This window comes from Butyricicoccus porcorum (assembly GCF_051246315.1).
In the GTDB taxonomy this organism is placed as follows: Bacteria; Bacillota; Clostridia; order Oscillospirales; family Butyricicoccaceae; genus Butyricicoccus_A; species Butyricicoccus_A porcorum.
Window position 1 is genome coordinate 1542672 of sequence record NZ_CP178353.1, and the last position, 17361, is coordinate 1560032.

Consider the following 17361-nt stretch of genomic DNA (forward strand, 5'->3'; position numbering starts at 1 on the left):
ACGATATGTATGAAACGAAACAATTACTTCTTGTAGAAGTCCGGGGTGCCGCCGGTAACGACCTTCTCAGCTACGCCGGAAGTCTGAGACTTAACCAGAGCGTCAGCAGTGATGGAAGCAACATAGCCGTCCCAAGCAGAGGAACCGCCGGTCTCACCCTTCAGTGCGTGGTCAACCCAGTCCTGAATCTCAACGTCGTAGGAATCCATAAAGCGGAGAATCCAGTTGTCTTCGATCTTGGTGGAAACGTTGTTTGCATAGCGTACGGTCGGGAAGGACGGGCACGGCAGGTTGATAACGCCGTTCTCGCAGACAACCTCACAGTTGATGTCGTAGCCGAAGCCGCAGTTTACGTTGACTTCCAGAACGGTAACGATACCGGTCTTGGTCTTCATAATCATGATCTGCGGATCCTTCAGGCCTTCATGAGCCTTGGAAGAGGTCTTCGGCATGATGCACTGAACCTCATCCCACTCGTCGTCGATCAGCCACGGCAGAACGTCGATCTCATGGATTGCGGTATCGGTAACAGCCATAGCGGTGGTGTAGCTCGGGTCAACGCCGTCTGCACGATGGGTGCACTTCAGAACCATCGGAGCACCGAACTTGCCTTCATCGATCAGTTCCTTGACCTGCTTGTAGCCACGGTCATAACGACGCATGAAGCCAACCTGTACGAGGTGCTTGCCGCTTGCCATCTCAGCGTCAACGATTTCCTTGCACTCTGCAGCGGTGTTGGTCAGCGGCTTCTCGGTGAATACCGGCTTGCCAGCGGCGATTGCCTGCAGAACCGGATCCTTGTGGAAAGCGCCCGGAGTGGTAACAACTACTGCATTAACGTCAGGATCGTTGATTGCAGCAGCGGAATCGGTGTAAACCTTAGTGCCTTCGCCAGCGATTTCAGCGCCCTTCTTAGCGCCAGCCTCGAAGACGTCGCATACAGCGACAACCTTTGCGTTCTTAATTCTGTTCTGAATGCGGTCAATGTGCTGCTGGCCGATCATACCGCAGCCGATCAGGGCAATTCTCAGTTCATCCATGTCAAAAACCTCCAAATCATAAGTGTGAAACCGTTCCAAGCAGGTTTCATTTGTTGTTGTGCACCTAGTATAACGCAATCTGTTGTGCAAATCAATGCATATTTTTGATAAAAAGACATTTTATTTGTACACAAATACCAGACAACTGCGGTTTTTTGGACTATTTTGCACGCGAAAAGAGGTAAAAATCAAAAAAATCAAGAAAAACCGAACTTTTTTTGTGATGTAAAAATATTCTTTTAAACGCGTTCACGTGAACGCGATGATAATATTTTGACGAAAATTTTACCGTGCATGGGAGCTGGAGGTGCAAAAAAATCCGCTCTGTTTTCCGATTGCGGCTGGAAAACAGGGCGGATACAGTCAGACATTGTATTTATTTTTTATGGCGATATCAGTGAAAAAGTACTTGTTTTCCGGCACTGTACCGGCAAACAGATAGTCAAAAAGGATCATAATGGGCTGATACCCCTGGGTATGGGCATCCTGGTCGATTAAGAAGTCTATACGACTGTCAAGCAAATTTTTGATATTGTTGGGAATCAGATCGTAACAGATGACACGTACACTGCCGGTATAGCCCAGCCGTGCCAGACCACGGCAGACGCCGGACTGTCCGCCCGCAGCCACATAAATAGCAGAGAGATCGGGATGTTCGCGCAGTGTCTGTTCCGTCAGCTGCTGTGTCAGCGCATCATCATCCTGACAGAAAGCCGGCGGCAGAATCTCGACCTGTGGGAAGCAGCGCTCCATTTCAGAACAAAAGCCGTTGATGCGAAGCGTATGCGAATGGTTGGACTGGTGTCCGGAGATGGGGAGAACCAGACCTTTGTTGCCGATGATGGCGCTCATCAGCGACGCGCAGGCGCGCCCGGCCAGCTCACTGTCCTGACCGACGAAGCACAGCCGCCGCGTCCCGTCGATATCGGCGTTAAATGTCACGACAGGAATACCACTGTCAATCAGCTCGTTGATGCGGCTGCGCATGCGGTCATCGTTCGCCGGAGTAATGGCGAGACCGTTGATGTTTTCTGCGACCAGCTCATCAATCAGCCGGAGCTGATGTGCTGCGTCCAGGCCAATCATGGAGCGGATGAGCACCTCTGCGCCGAAATTGGAAACCTCTTTGCGTGCGTCCTCTACGCCGGACAGCAGCAGATGCATAAACGGCGTTTCCGTCGCCTGTGCGATGACGCCGATTTTAATCGGATGCTTTGCCATTGCCAGCGCCTTGCCCGCGCGATTCGGCTGGTATCCCAGCTCCTTGGCAATTGTGCGGATTCGCTCGGCAACTTCGGGATTGATGCGCCCGCGGTTGTACAGTGCGCGGTCTACTGTGCCGCGCGATACGCCTGCGAGCTCTGCAATCTGTTTGAGTGTAACAGCCATATTGAGAAACACCTCTTTTTTTGTCTGGCTTTATTATACCATAGATGCGTGCAGCATGCACATTTTTTAAAACAAACGCACACTGCACGCAAAAGGGGGAAAAGAAGGCTCCGGCAAATTGCCGGAGCCTTCCTGTGTTCGTAGATACTGCGCGAAAGTCAGATTACGATGCGATACCCCAGACGCTCAGCCAGCTGGTCGGTTCGCCGGAAGCTGCGATACCGAGAGGCGAAAGCAGGAGGTAGATTGCAATGGCAAGAATGATGCCGATAACGGCAACAACCTTGCGGTACTTCCACGGGGTCATGTCGACCGCACCAACATCCTTCAGGATGAGTGCTTCCTTGCGCGGAGCGAACTTGTTGCATGCCCACATGACGATCCAGTCAACGAAGAACAGGATTGCAATGGCATACAGATAATGAATCTCTTCCGTCGGGTTCGTCGGATAAACCGGTTTAATCAGCAGGAATGCACCGTAGAATACGACGTCGATGACTGTAATCAACTTCGGCGCCCACTTCGGAATATTCTTGAATACGATTGCGCCGAGGATCGTCCACGCAACTGGCATGGAAATGAAGTTTGCCAGCGAGTTAAGCAGCGTGGTGATGCCGTTGCCGGTGAAGGAAACGAACGGCGCAACGCAGATCGCTACGATACCGGCGATGGTGCCGTAGATCTTGCCAACCTTTACGCACTCAACGTCAGAAGCGGACGGCTTGAAGACAGAGCGGTACAGGTCGAGGGTGAACATGGTGGAAGCGGAGTTCAGTACGGAGTTGAAAGAAGAAAGAATTGCGCCGAACATGACAGCTGCGAAGAAGCCCATGACAGGCCACGGAACGCACTTGACGACCAGCATCGGGTATGCCTGGTCCATCAGGGATACGCCCGGATTGCCCGCGATGCTCTGCATCTGCTCCTGAATGCTCGGCAGGTAGAATGCGATAATGCCCGGAAGAACGAGGTACAGCGGGCCAAGGCACTTCAGGAAGCCACAGTAAATGGCACCCTTCTGGCCTTCTGCGAGGTTCTTAGCGGCCAGCGAACGCTGAACGAACGACTGGTTGCAGCACCACCAGTAAATGTTGGAGAAGAACATACCGGTGATGATGAGCGGCCACGGAACCTGCGGCTGTGCGGAATCCCATGCGTTCACTGCATTCAGCTTGTGGAACTCGGCTTCGTTGTCCAGCAGATAGCGGATACCGTCCATCATGCCGCTGCCGCCGGTCTCCTTTGCCAGAAGCGCAAGACCGAGGAACGGGATCATGAGGCCGCCGATCAGCAGGCCAACGCCGTTGATGGTGTCCGATACCGCGACGGCTTTCAGACCGCCGAAGATCGCGTAACAGCCGCCGACGACACCGATGATGACACAGAGAACCGCAATAGCTGTAAACTTGGTGATACCGAACATGCCGGATACATCGAAGATGTTCTCAAATACGACTGCACCGGAGTACAGAATAACCGGCAGGTTCAGGATAGAGTACATGATGACAATGATTGCGGAGAACATGGTCTTCGTGCTCTTGTCATAGCAGGTCTCCATCATCGACGGGATGGTGGTCGTGCCGATCTTCAGGTAGTTCGGCAGGAAGAAAAATGCGAGTACGAGCAGAGTGAACATGGAACCAACTTCCCAGGCGATGGCGCCCATGTTGGTCTTCCAGCTCTGGCCATTCAGACCGACCAGCTGCTCTGCGGACAGGTTGGTCAGCAGCAGGGAACCTGCGATGACGAAGCCCGGCAGCGAACGGCTGGCAAGGAAGTAGCCCTCTGCGGTTTCGAGGTTATCTCCTCTGGTTTTCCAGGAGGAGATGACTGCTACCATTACTGTAAACAACAGAAATGTGGCAGCAATCCAGATGAGTTGTGTTGTGCTCCAATTCATGTGTAAAACTCTCCCTTTTGTTGTTGTATTGCATAAAACGACACAGGGGAAATTGCGAAGTTTTATGCCCGTCTAAAATTATGAAGGTACAGTTCGGATGCACGCGGCATTTCTACATGCACACATGTGCTGTCAGAGCGTTCAGGAAGCGCAGGCTGCGGGTCAGGAACCGCGGTCTGCATGCGCCGGCAGCGTGTTCAGGAGCTGTGATGCATGTAGAAAAATCAAGGTCAAATTTGTGCATAATTTACAGTGGTATGTACAATTATGTCCAGATTCAACTGTCGATTTTTGTGCGTTATGTATCCTGTAAAAGAATTTAACACAATTATGAGAGAAATGCAAGTATTTTTTGAACATTTTTTGAACAGATATTGAACCGGAAAATTGTTGCAGCTTCACAAAAAACTGGCCAGGCTGTATTTTGGAATAATGGACAAATGTCAGGCGTATGCTTCACAGAGGTGGGTAAGATGCACTATTTTACTGTTATATCAGGAAAGAAACTGGCAATTGGAGCCGCTGTAGTGGCGGGAATTTGCGTGACCGTGCACGCGATTTGGGGCGCGGCAGGCGCGGTTTTGGTATCTGCAACAAAACGCGACCTTCCGATCTACAGTGTGGAGCGTCAGGAAAAGGTATGTTCGCTGACATTTGATGCGGCCTGGGGAAACGAAGATACGGAACAGCTGATTGAAATTCTGGGGGAGCACGACATTCGGGCGACGTTTTTCGTTGTCGGCGAGTGGGTGGAGAAATATCCGGAGTCGGTGAAACAGCTGTCTGATGCCGGGCATGAGGTTATGAACCATTCGTCTACCCATCCGCATATGACACAGCTGTCACCCGATGCCATGATTCAGGAGGTGAAAAGCTGCAATGAGAAGATTGAGAAAATTACAGGGAAATGTCCGACCTTGTTCCGTCCGCCATATGGCGATTACAACGACTCAGTCGTTTCCACCATGCGCTCGATTGACATGTATACCATTCAGTGGGATGTTGATTCATTGGATTGGAAGGATCCTGCACCGTCTGAGATTGTCAGCCGCGTCGTGAAAAATGCACGAAATGGTTCGATTATCCTGTTTCACAATGCGGCGAAAAATACACCGGCGGCTTTGCCGGATGTCATTGATGGTCTGGTAGAAAAGGGCTTCTCATTTGTGCCGGTCTCTGAGCTGATTTATACGGATGGATACACGATGGATCACACTGGTAGACAGATACCCAACACGACAGACCTTGGTTCGGGGACATAAAAAATTCCCCGCCGAAAGGCGGGGAGGGAATCGTGGATGACTCAGCGGAGAACCGCTGACAGATTGTGTGTAATTTTGTCGAGCAGAAGATTCAACTGTTCTTGTTCCTCTTCGGTCAGACCGGCATTGACCTCGAAGGAAAGCTGCTCAAATGCTTTACAGATACTTTCCTGCAGCTGTTGACCATGCGGAGTCAGGCAGAGCAGATAGCTGCGCGCATCGGAGCGGTCAGGCAGGCGCCGGATGAGGTTTTTAGCGACCATGGTCTTCATCAGACTGGTAACGGAGGGATTGCTGATACCCAGATAGAGCTCAATGTTTTTCTGATTGATGCTGTGTCCGGCATGCCAGGCGAGATATTGGATGATTAACGCCTGCTGAATGGTGATGCCGTGCTGCTTTAACAGATGGTTTGCGCGCAGATAGGTCAGATGGTCGGCTGTATGCAGCTTGATAAGTGGCAGATGCGGAGCAGTATCTGTGGACATATGAGTCCCTCCTAATTTCGTTGGATAAGGGGAAATGTGATATTTTGTACCCTTAGTATAGAGGAAATAAAGAAATTTGTCAAATCTTTGACAACAAGTCAGGAACCTCATCAAACCGTTCCGCCGAAGACCGGAGGAAGATCGGAAGAAAGACAAAACGGGGGGAGCAGACGCCTGCTGTCTGGTCATGAGGCTGAACCAGAAGTGAGAAAAATTCATGGCATACGTATATTATTTTTACAGGATTGTGGTATAATATAGCTACCATACTACTTGTAAAAGGAGAATTGAATTATGAAACTGAACAGAGAAGATACCGCCGTTCTGGTTATCGATTATCAGGAAAAGCTGATGCCGGCGATGCACAATAAGGATGCCTTTATTCCGCGCACCCGTATGCTGCTTCAGGGTCTGCATGCGCTTGATATTCCGGTTGTCGTTTCCGAGCAGTACCCGAAGGGGCTCGGCTCTACCGTTCCGGAGATCAAGGAAGTACTGGGGATTGCTCCGGTTCTGCCGAAGACAACATTCAGCTGCCTGGATGACGATGCTATCCGCACCGCAATCGAGGCGACGGAGTGCAGCACCATCCTGATCTGTGGCGCAGAGGCGCATATTTGTGTGCTCCAGTCTGCAATGGATCTGGTTGCAATGGGAAAAACAGTCGTTCTGGTTGAGGACTGCCTCGGCTCCCGCTTTGCACATGACATGGAAATCGGCCTGCGCCGCGCAGAGCAGGAGGGCATTCTGCTGACGACTGCGGAGGCGGTTCTGTTTGAACTTCTGCGCAAGGCTTCCGGCCCGGAATTTAAGACCATTTCCAAGCTTGTCAAGTGATTTGACATTCTGCACAAAAATACGCAGAAAGAAAACAGAGCTTCTCAGCAATTTTTTGGATACCTTATCTGATTTGTAACATCATGCCAGCAAAACATCGCAAATTCACCTGAAATCCGTCATAAAATACATATACAAGTTGCAAAAATGGTGATATAATGACACCGTAAAAAACAAGAGATGTTTTAAAAATGATAGCTTATTATATTTCTTTTCTGAGGTGAATATTATGCGTGACTGGTTAGTTGAACTGAGAAAAAGTAAGGGCCTGACGCAGGAGGTTACTGCGCAGAAAGCTCATATTGCCCGCAGCTATTATACCCGCATCGAGCTGGGCGATTATCGCCTTCCGGTCGGTACCGCAATGCGTATTGCTGAAGCGTTGGATTTTGACTGGGTTCGTTTTTATGAAACGCCGGCGGATTCCAAGTAAGCGAGGAAAACGTGTATGTTTGCCGGAGCGGAGCAATCCGCTCCGGCTTTTTCACACCTGAATAATATTAAATAAGTATAAAATAACGGATGAGAAGTATGATATACGTATAAAGAACTAAAAAGTACGTAAAATATTGAAAAACAAAGAAAAGCACTGGAAATCGGGCGTAAATTGTGAAAAAACACAAGTAAAAAATTGGTGATACCGATTGACATTCCGATGTAATTGCGATATACTTTAACCATGCTAACAAGGGCGTTGCAGAAGGTCTTCTGCGACGCCTTTTTTATCTTTTTGTTAATCTTGAGCATGAGCGGCAGGCTGTTTTCGCAGCTCTTTTTACTGAACCGTCACATTACAGTAAAAGAGACCTTCGTATCATGAAAAGCAAACTCTATTCCTCTATACACATCTTCAATCATCTTCACATTACTCTTTTGGTGGAAACAGTTTGCAGGCTCAGCTCTGGATATAAAAACGCAGCGCAGATCGAATGATCTGCGCTTTCTTTCTGTATCGAAATATCTGTTTACTCGGCGGGTAAGCTGTCCTGCGGTTGAGATTGGCTGTAGGCAAAAGCGAAAAGCCCGTCATGGTCGAGAATGCGGACGGTTTTTTCATGGTGTGACACCAACTGCCGGCGTTCCAGGTCGGCGAGCGCGCGGTACAGCGTTGCACGGCTGATGTTCAGTCTGCGGGCGAGTCCGGCCAGCCCATCCGGCAGCTTGAGGATGTGCTGGGTATGGTTTCCGAGAAGATAGAGCGCCAACGCAACTCCCGGAGAGGCTGCGGTAAAGTGGTCGAGCTGGGGGCCTGCGGACAAAAAGTTGGACTCCAAAAGGAGGGAACTGAATGTATACAAAAGAGCAGGAAGAAATCGCACTAAGAGAATACGAGCGGCTGGGATCAATAGCTGCTGTAATCCGTCGGTTAGGATACCCGAGCGAGTCTACGCTTTACCGCTGGTATGAGCGCAAAAAAGCCGGGTTAGAGAACAGACATGGCCACACAGAAGAGTCTCCCACAGAGATGGATCATCACTGCAACACATCGGGGCATCCAAGGCATCCCTCAGCAGAATTCAAATATGAGGTAATTCACCGTTGCTTTGAATTAGGCGAAGATGTAGAATATGTATCAAGGGAAATCGGATACAGCCGTATGAGCATATACGTCTGGCGCAGGAAATATCTGAAGTATGGGATGGTGGGTCTGATGGCGAAGAGAAAAAGCATACCAAGGGAGCCGTTGCCTCAGGATCATGCATTGCCTGAATCTGAGGAACTGAAGAATCTTCGAACGCAACTCCAGGAACTGCAGTTTGAAGTAGATGTGCTGAAGGAGACCATCTCAGTCTTAAAAAAAGACCCCGGCATCGATCTAACGGTACTCAGAAACCGTGAAAAGGCAGTGATCATCGATGCCTTGAAGGGGAAATATACACTGCCAGCGCTGCTGTCCCGTTTTAAGATGGCCAAAAGCAGTTACTATTACCAGCAAGCTGTTATGAACAAACCCGACAAATATCTATCCCAACGGGCACAAATTACCTCGATTTTTCACGAAAACAGGGGCGTATATGGTTACCGTCGCATTTATCTGGCGCTGAAGCGCAAAGGGATTATGCTCTCCGAGAAGATCATCCGCCGGATCATGAAAAGAAGAAAAACTGGTGGTTTTGCGCTCGAAGAAACGAAAATATAGTTCGTATTTGGGGGAAATCACACCCGAAGTAGAGAACATCATTTTACGCGATTTCCATGCAAATCAGCCGTATGAGAAGTTGCTGACGGATATCACAGAATTTGCCCTTTCGAACGGCAAGCTATATCTCTCCGCCATGATCGATTGTTTTGATGGAATGGTTGTGGGCTGGACGATCGGAACCCGCCCCCAATGCCGATCTGGTCAACACCATGTTGGATCAAGTGATTGCCGATCTGCCAGAGGGCTGTCATCCGATTGTCCATTCTGACAGGGGCTGCCATTATCGATGGCCCGGATGGATTGAACGGATGAATGGGGCTGGTCTCATTCGCTCTATGTCTAAGAAGGGCTGCTCCCCCGATAACGCAGCCTGCGAAGGTTTCTTTGGAAGGCTCAAAAACGAAATGTTCTATGGCCGCTCTTGGACAGGAGTCTCGCTTGACGATTTTAGCCGGGAGATTGACCGCTATATCAATTGGTATAACCATAAACGCATCAAGTTATCTCTAGGTGGGATGAGCCCGATTGAGTATAGACATCATCTTGGTTTTGCTGCATAATCAGTCCAAGATTTTGTCCGCACCCCCTGGCGCGTCAGATTCTGTGTATAGTCCGCGCGGATATGTATGTAATTGCGCGCAAATGCGGGATCCTCTTCAAATTGCGAGAGCATGATGTTTTTATCAAGAAACGTCACGACAGTATTGGTGCGTGCGCGCAGATGCCACGGGAGGATGGTCTGGATCTGGGAAAACATCGGTTCGATTTCAAAAAAATCTCCAGCCTCCAGGGTGTAGAACAGCACGCCGTTTAAGTTACATAAATCCAGACAGCCATCCAGCAGGAAGCCCAGCGCCGAAGCATGGTGAGGAGGTGAACCGATGCGCTGTCCCTTCAGAATGCTGATGGGGGAGAGCGTCTGTACCAGCGGACGATAGCTTTGCGTATCACAGCCGGCAAACAGGGCAGAGCTCAGCAGGCGTTTTTCCTGCTTCACATTTAATGCCATAAAATGCCTCCCCCTTTGCAGTCAGTTTCTTACATGATACCAAAATTATAGACCTATTTCGGCATAACGTCAACCAGATTTTTACAATTTTGGAGATCATATGATGAAAATGTCCGACCAATTTTTTGGAAAGCCCGCGGCAGGCGCTTGACCGAAGGCATATACATGCAGTATGATGACAGAAACCGACAAACCGGAGGCTGGTTATGAAAATTATCGATGCACATATTCACTTTTGTCCGGGAATAGAGAGCTTTCGCATGCTGGCGGAGCAGGCTGGACACAGATATACCGAGGAGCATTTACAGGCAGAATTCAGCCGGTTGGGGATTGAATATGCGGTGGTTATGGGAAACCGGGCGCCTGACGAAGATGTACCGGTCTGTCCGGGTTTTTTGCACTATTGTGTGGGACTGGACAGCGGTTGGGAACAGCTGGACGAACAGCGGCTTGCCGAGCTGGTAGAACAGCATTTGCGCCGTCCGGACTGCGTCGGCATCAAACTGTATCCCGGCTACAGACACCGATATGTTGGGGATCGGCGGTATGCGCCGCTGTATGAACTGGCCGCACAGTATGACAAGCCGGTCGCCATCCATACGGGTGCGACAGCAGGCGGTATGGGGCTGTTGAAATATGCCCATCCGCTGACGGTAGATGAGGCCGCAGCGCAGTTCCCGCAGACGCGGTTTGTACTGTGCCATTTTGGAAATCCGTGGCTGACGGATGCCGCTGCCGTGATGGAGAAAAACGAGAATGTATTTGCCGATCTGTCCGGCCTGTTGGAAGGGCGTGTGGATATGGATACGTTGTTTCAGGAAAATGAAGGGTACTTTTCTCTGCTGCGCACGTGGATGGGCTATGCAGGGGGATATGAAAAGCTGATGTACGGCACGGATTGGCCGCTGGTCAATCTGGAGCAGTATATTGCCTTTATCGCGCGGCTTGTTCCTGAATGCTGGCATGATAAGGTGTTTTATGAGACTGCAAAGCAGGTTTATTCATTGTAATCTTGTAATTGTAATAGATGAGAGCATATCCGTTCCGCAGGTTATTCTTCCTGTGGGGCGGATTTTTTATGCTTTCCACAGCCAGATAATTTATTAACGTGGACAACGGGAAACCGGCGTGTATTATCGAAAGGGAAAGCGCGGGAAGGCGCAGACACCGGAAAGTGATGGAACGATGACGGAACAAAATGAAAAATGTCCCTGCCATGCTGTCAAAGAGCTGGAAAAGGTGACACAGCAGCATACCGTGCAGCTTGCCAAGCACGATGAACGGCTGGAGCGCGGAAATGTTGAATTTGCAGTTATTTCGACGAAATTGAACATCATCATGGCAATTTTGAGTGCGGTAGGTATCGCAGTCTGTGGCGCACTCATATCTATGATACTGTAAGGAGGCGATGAAATGAGCAATCCGGGTCATACCATTGGTTCCGATACCATTGCGCGGACCATTGTACTGGCGCTTGCGCTGTTGAACCAGATCCTTGCCATTGTAGGACACGAAACCATTGCGTTCACGGATAACGATATTTACCAGCTGGTTTCGCTGTGCTGGACAATCGGAGCTTCTCTGGTGGCATGGTGGAAAAACAACAGCTTCACCTGCATTGCCTGTGAAGCAGACGAATGGCGCAAGGCGAGGCTGGAACAGGAAAAGAAAGACGGACAATCGGACAATGAATCGAAAGGGTGAGAACCATCGGTTACGCAGTAAAATTCCAGACAGAAGAGAAATATAAATCCATCCGGTATGGACAGGGAACGATTTACTCCTCTGCCTGTGGCCCGGCGAGTCTGTGCAATGCCTTACAGGTACTCGGCATTGCGGATATCAGCATTCCGACGATGTGCAGCATTGCAGTCGCGGCGGGCGCGCGCGTTGAAGGAGGTACGCTGATGACACCGCTGCTGCGGGCAGCGGCGTCCAAATACCATTTTGCATACAGTACGACCAGCAAAAATGCCGAGCTGCTCACGCATCTGAAAGCAGGAGGCGCAGCAATCCTGCATGCGGGCACAGCATACAAGCTGTTTTCTACAAGTGGGCATTTTGTGACGGCAGCAGCGGCATCCGGACAGACGATTACTGTGCTGGACAGCTATTGGTACAGCGGAAAATATACCGCATCGTCCATCCGCCGCAATTATGTCAGTGTGGTACAAAAGGGCGTGGTCAAGACCAGCCTGACCCAGTGCGGCAAGGCAACCATTGACCGCAGTCCGAGTTATTATCTGATTTCCCGCGAGATTGTGACGGACAGGAAACCGAATGAACAGGAAGAGGAGGATCTCATGCGATATTTTAAGACACTGGATGACATACCCGACTATTACCGCGAGGCGGTAAAAAAACTCGTGGACAAGGGTGCGATTGCCGGAACCGGAACCGGACTGAATCTGAGTGAAGATTTGTGCCGTGCATTTACGATTCTGGACAAAGCAGGTCTGTTATCTGTCTGACAGAAAAAAAGACGTCCCCTTTGGCGAAAAAGCCGGAGGGGACACTTGTCTGTCTGGGGAAAAATCAGGAAAGCATTGTAACAGCCTGTGCAGTCGTGTTATAATATATGATATTATATATGCTATCATACAGCGTTCCGCTGTTGAAAGGAATCTGGAATTATGAAACGAGTGATTACCTACGGTACCTTTGATCTGCTCCACTATGGACATATCAACCTGCTGCGCCGCGCGAAGGCGCTGGGTGATTATCTGATTGTTGCGGTATCGACGGATGAATTTAACTGGAACGAAAAACAGAAAAAGTGCTATTTCTCCTATGAGGAGCGCAAACAGCTGGTGGAAGCGATCCGTTATGTCGATCTGGTTATTCCGGAGGAAAGCTGGGATCAGAAGAAATTCGACGTACATGAATATCATGTCGACACGTTCGTCATCGGCGATGACTGGGAGGGCAAGTTTGATTTCCTGAAAGACGAGGGCTGTGAGGTCGTCTATCTGCCGCGCACGCCGGAGATTTCCACGACCAAGATCAAGAGTGAATTAAATGTAAAGAAGTGAGAAAAAGCAGCCGCGAGGCTGCTTTTTTCTGCATTTATATTTCTGTCAATCGGTCGCTGGGGTGACAGCTCCCTTCTCTGAAGGAGTTTTTATTCCCGGTTTACTCCGCCAGCAGTCGGTCAATCAGCTCATAGCCGTGCTCAATCAGCTTGCCGGTTGCCTTTGCCTGTGCTTCGTTGTACAGCGTGCAGTCGCCTGCGACCGGTTTGGTGCTGTCGTACAGCAGGTATGGAATGGAATCGCTGGTATGTGTGCGGCAGCGGATCGGGGTCGGATGATCCGGCATGACGAGCAGGCGGAAATCCTCTCCGGCTTTGTTCATCTCGTCAATGACGACGCGGATCACACGGCTGTCAAGGTTTTCAATCGACTGTACCTTGTGGTCAACATTGCCCTGATGACCCATTTCATCTGGTGCTTCGACATGGATATAGGCGAAATCCTTGCCGTTGAGCAGGGCGTTTACCGCTGCCATCGCCTTGCCCTCATAGTTGGTGTTCAGCGAACCGGTTGAGCCTTCCACTTCGATGACATCCATGCCTGCGCCGACCGCAATGCCCTTGAGCAGATCGACAGCGGAGATCATGACGCCGGATTTGCCGGTTTTTTCCTCAAATGAGGACAGCGCGGGGCGCGTGCCGGCGCCCCAGAACCACAGACAGTTCGCCTTGTTCAGACCCTTTTTTGCGCGTTCGATGTTGATGGGATGATTGTTCAGAATGTCATAGCTGCGAATCATCATGTCGCGCAGCACCGGGTCGGACGGCAGATACGGCGCGATGACTTCACCCAGATGGTCATGCGGCTGTGCCAGCTCGATGACCTCACCGTGATCCCAGATCAACAGATGGCGGTAGCTCGTGCCGACATAAAACCGATAGGTATCATTCTCAAATTCAGCCTTTACTGCATCGATCAGGACGGCGGCATCTTCTGTGGAGATTTCTCCGGAGCTGTGGTCGAGAATCGTGCGCTGTTCAAACGGGACGCCTTCTTCCTCAGACAGTGTGACAATGTTAGTGCGCAGAGCGATGTCAGTCGGCTTCATGTCGACACCGATGCTCAGCGCCTCCAGCGGGGAGCGTCCGGAATAATATTTGCGCGGATTGTACCCCATGACCGCGAGATTTGCTGTATCACTGCCCGGCTTCATGCCGTCCGGGATGGTATGTACGAGTGCAATTTCCGACTGCGGTGCGAGGGCATCCAGCGTCGGGGTAGAAGCATATTCCAGCGGCGTCTTGCCGCCCAACATGTCAATCGGCTCGTCGGCCATGCCGTCGCCGAGTACAATAATATATTTCATCGGGTTTCTCCTTCACAACAAGTTCTTACCATATTATGATACAAAACAGCGCCTTTGTCCAGCAAAAATGCACGATTTTGCAACTTTTTTGGATTTGTGCGCCGGTGGAGGATGAACAGATGGATTGTCCGTGTACCGCGCACAAATGAACGCGAAAAAGAAAAACGGACAGCGCACCAGGCAAACGCTGTCCGAAAAAGAGAAGTCACAGGATAATACAGATCAGGCCGCCGGAGCCTTCGTTGATGATGCGCTCCAGCGTTTCCTGGAGCTTGCTGCGTGCATCATCCGGCATGCGCGTGAGCTTGGTATTCATGCCTTCGCTGACCAGTTCGTTGAGCGATTTGCCAAAAATATTGGTCTGCCAGATGCGCGCCGGATCACCGTTAAATTCAGACATCAGGTATTGCACAAGGTCTTCCGACTGTTTTTCCGTGCCGACAATCGGGGAGACTTCTGTTTGAATATCCGCGCGGATCATGTGAATCGATGGAGCAGAGGCGGTCAGCCGGACGCCATACCGGCCGCCCTGCTTGACAATCTCCGGCTCATCCAGCTTGAGCTCATCGATGGTCGGCATGACAATACCGTAGCCGGTCTGGCGCACCTGTGCCAGCGCACCGTCAAAGCGTTCATATTCCTTCTGAATTTTTGCGAGTTTTGTCAACAGTGGGATGAGATCTGCTTCGCCCCGAATGGTCAGCCCGGACTGCTCTCCGGCAATCTGGTAAAAGACAGATTGTGGAATGCGCATTACCAGCTGCACGGAACCCGTGCCGAGGTCCATCGACTGCACCTGTGCATCGGAGACATATTCCGTCTGCGCCAGTGCCGCCGCGCACGCCTTCATATCGCGCATGCGTCCGATGTGCGCCGCCTGACTGCGGATGCCGCTGTACACTGCCTCCTTGACGCGGTGCCCGGCGGGCAGCGTTCCCACCCAAGGAGGCAGCACAATGCCGACCTCGCGGACGGGGAATTCATACAATACGGACTTGAGGACATTTGCCATGCGGTCGGCGTCCATATTCAGGCAGTCAACCGCGAGTGCCGTCACATCGTAGGTATCCGCGATCTGGCGGCAGATTTCCTGTGCTGCCGGACCCTGCGGCTGGACAGAGTTGACCAGTACCAGAAATGGCTTGTGCAGGCCGAGCAGCTCGCGGATAACACGGTCTTCCGCCTCGAGATAGTTTTCGCGCGGGATGTCCGTCACTGTGCCGTCGGTCGTCACGACGAGACCGATGGTGGAATGGTCGGCAATGACCTTGCGCGTGCCCAGCTCGGCAGCTTCCGCCATCGGCATCGGCTGGTCGCTCCATGGTGTGGAGACCATGCGCGGTGCATCCTCTTCGGTGTGTCCCAGTGCGCCGTCCACCAGATAGCCAACACAGTCCACCAGACGCACCTTGCAGGTACCGTCACCGTCCAGTGCAATTTCCGCCGCTTCTTCCGGTACAAATTTTGGCTCTGCTGTCATAATGGTGCGCCCGGAACCGGACTGCGGCAGCTCATCCTTTGCGCGTTCGCGGCGGTATACATTTTCAATGCCGGGCAGGACGAGCGTTTCCATAAACCGCTTGATGAGAGTGGATTTTCCCGTCCGCACAGGCCCGACAACACCGATATAGATGGTGCCGCCGGTACGGCGGCTGATGTCTTCATATAGCTTTTGATGTTCCATATGCACCTCCATATGCCTGCGGCGTCACCGCACAGGGATAAGCAGCATTTGTGCGCGTGCGCTCAGGCGGTCGGTATCCAGCTGGTTGGCCTGCCGGATGGCGTCTACGGTTGTGCGGTAATGCTTGGCGATATCCCACAGCCGTTCTTCTGTATCCACATACCGCAGGATCACCGAGACAGGGGAAGCGGCGGGCTGTGCAGTTTCATCGATGGACAGTGCGGACAGGTCGTTCCATTGCAGCGGCTCATCACACAGCAGACTGCACCGTCCGCTGAGCGACAGCACAACCGAATCCTCTCCGCTGATCGTGGCAGAGGCACGGCACTGCATGCCATTCAGACGCACTGACTGGGTGCCGTCCGGCAGGCTGAGCGGCATGTGGATGGCACGGTGCACGGAATAATATTCACCGTCATCCGAACGATAGACAATACACGCCATCATGCGCAGCATCGTGCGCGATGCATCGTGAAGCAGCGTGTCGAGTGTTGCGGTGACATCGGCAATCTGTGCGATTTTCATGCCGACCGGCACGGTTTCCGTCGCTTCACACCCCAGCTCTGCGAGCGGATGGCAGGCAGGCAGCGTGATGGGACGGGTTTCTACATGTACAGGGTGCTCGAGATGATAGACATCGGCGATCACATGAAGCGTATGCGTTTCAAATGCGGTCAGCAGCACGCAGACGCCAAGTCCGACGCCGACCAGACCGTCATCGCGCAGCTCCGCATCCAGATGCCGCACCGAAAAGCTCACGCTGATCTGCTGATTGTCCGTCATGCCGTCCGGGGGTGCGGACAAAATCTTGGACTGATTATGCAGCAAAACCAAGATGATGTCTATACTCAATCGGGCTCATCCCACCTAGAGATAACTTGATGCGTTTATGGTTATACCAATTGATATAGCGGTCAATCTCCCGGCTAAAATCGTCAAGCGAGACTCCTGTCCAAGAGCGGCCATAGAACATTTCGTTTTTGAGCCTTCCAAAGAAACCTTCGCAGGCTGCGTTATCGGGGGAGCAGCCCTTCTTAGACATAGAGCGAATGAGACCGGCCCCATTCATCCGTTCAATCCATCCGGGCCATCGGTAATGGCAGCCCCTGTCAGAATGGACAATCGGATGACAGCCCTCTGGCAGATCGGCAATCACTTGATCCAACATGGTGTTGACCAGATCGGCATTGGGCGGGTTCCGATCGTCCAGCCCACAACCATTCCATCAAAACAATCGATCATGGCGGAGAGATATAGCTTGCCGTTCGAAA

At 51.3% G+C, this 17361-nt stretch carries 20 protein-coding genes; 10 read left to right on the top strand and 10 right to left on the bottom strand.

The genetic code is table 11. The annotated features are described in order from the left end of the window. Positions 1 to 23: 23 nt before the first annotated feature. From ACLM7Z_RS07535 to ACLM7Z_RS07545, 3 genes are all read right to left on the bottom strand, one after another. A complete protein-coding gene (locus tag ACLM7Z_RS07535; protein WP_087018600.1) occupies positions 24 to 1040 on the bottom strand; it encodes a Gfo/Idh/MocA family protein in 1017 nt (338 codons plus the stop codon). 363 nt (positions 1041 to 1403) lie between these two features. Then, a complete protein-coding gene (locus tag ACLM7Z_RS07540) occupies positions 1404 to 2429 on the bottom strand; it encodes a LacI family DNA-binding transcriptional regulator (protein WP_273349089.1) in 1026 nt (341 codons plus the stop codon). 163 nt (positions 2430 to 2592) lie between these two features. Beyond that, entirely contained in the window at positions 2593 to 4329 is a 1737-nt protein-coding gene (locus ACLM7Z_RS07545) for a solute:sodium symporter family transporter (protein ID WP_435644803.1), read from the bottom strand. A 527-nt stretch (positions 4330 to 4856) separates the two neighbouring features. On the opposite strand from ACLM7Z_RS07545, the gene ACLM7Z_RS07550 reads away from it, so the two are divergent. Beyond that, positions 4857 to 5591, top strand: coding sequence for a polysaccharide deacetylase family protein (locus tag ACLM7Z_RS07550; RefSeq protein WP_242969804.1), 735 nt, complete (start codon positions 4857 to 4859; stop codon positions 5589 to 5591). A gap of 41 nt (positions 5592 to 5632) precedes the next feature. Here the strand turns inward: ACLM7Z_RS07550 and ACLM7Z_RS07555 are convergent, their stop codons facing one another. Continuing rightward, complete coding sequence (locus ACLM7Z_RS07555) at positions 5633 to 6079, bottom strand: MarR family winged helix-turn-helix transcriptional regulator (protein ID WP_165761075.1); 447 nt, start codon at positions 6077 to 6079, stop codon at positions 5633 to 5635. A 294-nt stretch (positions 6080 to 6373) separates the two neighbouring features. Here ACLM7Z_RS07555 and ACLM7Z_RS07560 point away from each other — a divergent pair, with 294 nt between their 5' ends. Then, the gene (locus ACLM7Z_RS07560; protein WP_087018590.1) at positions 6374 to 6916 is read left to right on the top strand and encodes a hydrolase; all 543 of its coding nucleotides are present in this window, start codon (positions 6374 to 6376) and stop codon (positions 6914 to 6916) included. Positions 6917 to 7145: 229 nt separating this feature from the next. Beyond that, the gene (locus ACLM7Z_RS07565) at positions 7146 to 7349 is read left to right on the top strand and encodes a helix-turn-helix transcriptional regulator (protein WP_087018589.1); all 204 of its coding nucleotides are present in this window, start codon (positions 7146 to 7148) and stop codon (positions 7347 to 7349) included. A 532-nt stretch (positions 7350 to 7881) separates the two neighbouring features. On the opposite strand, the gene ACLM7Z_RS07570 is transcribed toward ACLM7Z_RS07565, so the two are convergent. After that, positions 7882 to 8175 (bottom strand): helix-turn-helix domain-containing protein, encoded by a 294-nt coding sequence (locus ACLM7Z_RS07570; protein WP_435644804.1) that lies wholly within the window; start codon positions 8173 to 8175, stop codon positions 7882 to 7884. Positions 8176 to 8204: 29 nt separating this feature from the next. On the opposite strand from ACLM7Z_RS07570, the gene ACLM7Z_RS07575 reads away from it, so the two are divergent. After that, positions 8205 to 9056, top strand: a complete 852-nt coding sequence (locus ACLM7Z_RS07575) for a transposase (RefSeq protein WP_435644805.1) — start codon at positions 8205 to 8207, stop codon at positions 9054 to 9056. 152 nt (positions 9057 to 9208) lie between these two features. After that, positions 9209 to 9619, top strand: a complete 411-nt coding sequence (locus ACLM7Z_RS07580) for a transposase (RefSeq protein ID WP_435645766.1) — start codon at positions 9209 to 9211, stop codon at positions 9617 to 9619. On the opposite strand, the gene ACLM7Z_RS07585 is transcribed toward ACLM7Z_RS07580, so the two are convergent. Beyond that, positions 9598 to 10068, bottom strand: coding sequence for a hypothetical protein (locus ACLM7Z_RS07585; RefSeq protein ID WP_435644806.1), 471 nt, complete (start codon positions 10066 to 10068; stop codon positions 9598 to 9600). The two genes, ACLM7Z_RS07580 and ACLM7Z_RS07585, sit on opposite strands and share 22 nt — an antisense overlap. A 206-nt stretch (positions 10069 to 10274) precedes the next feature. Here ACLM7Z_RS07585 and ACLM7Z_RS07590 point away from each other — a divergent pair, with 206 nt between their 5' ends. The 5 genes from ACLM7Z_RS07590 to tagD all read left to right on the top strand — a co-directional run bounded on the left by ACLM7Z_RS07590 (position 10275) and on the right by tagD (position 13100). After that, on the top strand, positions 10275 to 11078 hold the full coding sequence (locus tag ACLM7Z_RS07590) for an amidohydrolase family protein (RefSeq protein ID WP_273349087.1): 804 nt from the start codon (positions 10275 to 10277) through the stop codon (positions 11076 to 11078). 118 nt (positions 11079 to 11196) lie between these two features. Continuing rightward, complete coding sequence (locus ACLM7Z_RS07595) at positions 11197 to 11469, top strand: hypothetical protein (protein WP_273349086.1); 273 nt, start codon at positions 11197 to 11199, stop codon at positions 11467 to 11469. A gap of 12 nt (positions 11470 to 11481) precedes the next feature. Continuing rightward, on the top strand, positions 11482 to 11772 hold the full coding sequence (locus ACLM7Z_RS07600) for a phage holin (RefSeq protein ID WP_435644807.1): 291 nt from the start codon (positions 11482 to 11484) through the stop codon (positions 11770 to 11772). Continuing rightward, entirely contained in the window at positions 11769 to 12539 is a 771-nt protein-coding gene (locus ACLM7Z_RS07605; RefSeq protein ID WP_087018580.1) for a hypothetical protein, read from the top strand. The genes ACLM7Z_RS07600 and ACLM7Z_RS07605 overlap by 4 nt, the downstream gene beginning before the upstream one ends. A gap of 162 nt (positions 12540 to 12701) precedes the next feature. Beyond that, positions 12702 to 13100: a glycerol-3-phosphate cytidylyltransferase gene (tagD, locus tag ACLM7Z_RS07610; RefSeq protein WP_087018578.1), complete on the top strand. Its 399-nt coding sequence runs from the start codon at positions 12702 to 12704 to the stop codon at positions 13098 to 13100. Between the two features lie 100 nt (positions 13101 to 13200). On the opposite strand, the gene ACLM7Z_RS07615 is transcribed toward tagD, so the two are convergent. From ACLM7Z_RS07615 to ACLM7Z_RS07630, 4 genes are all read right to left on the bottom strand, one after another. After that, positions 13201 to 14406, bottom strand: coding sequence for a cofactor-independent phosphoglycerate mutase (locus ACLM7Z_RS07615; RefSeq protein WP_087018576.1), 1206 nt, complete (start codon positions 14404 to 14406; stop codon positions 13201 to 13203). A gap of 205 nt (positions 14407 to 14611) precedes the next feature. Further along, entirely contained in the window at positions 14612 to 16090 is a 1479-nt protein-coding gene (gene spoIVA, locus ACLM7Z_RS07620; protein WP_087018574.1) for a stage IV sporulation protein A, read from the bottom strand. Between the two features lie 24 nt (positions 16091 to 16114). Next, a complete protein-coding gene (locus ACLM7Z_RS07625; RefSeq protein WP_435644808.1) occupies positions 16115 to 16942 on the bottom strand; it encodes a LysM peptidoglycan-binding domain-containing protein in 828 nt (275 codons plus the stop codon). After that, positions 16908 to 17258, bottom strand: coding sequence for a transposase (locus ACLM7Z_RS07630; RefSeq protein ID WP_435644809.1), 351 nt, complete (start codon positions 17256 to 17258; stop codon positions 16908 to 16910). Before ACLM7Z_RS07630 ends, ACLM7Z_RS07625 begins: the two co-directional genes overlap by 35 nt. Positions 17259 to 17361 lie beyond the last annotated feature (103 nt).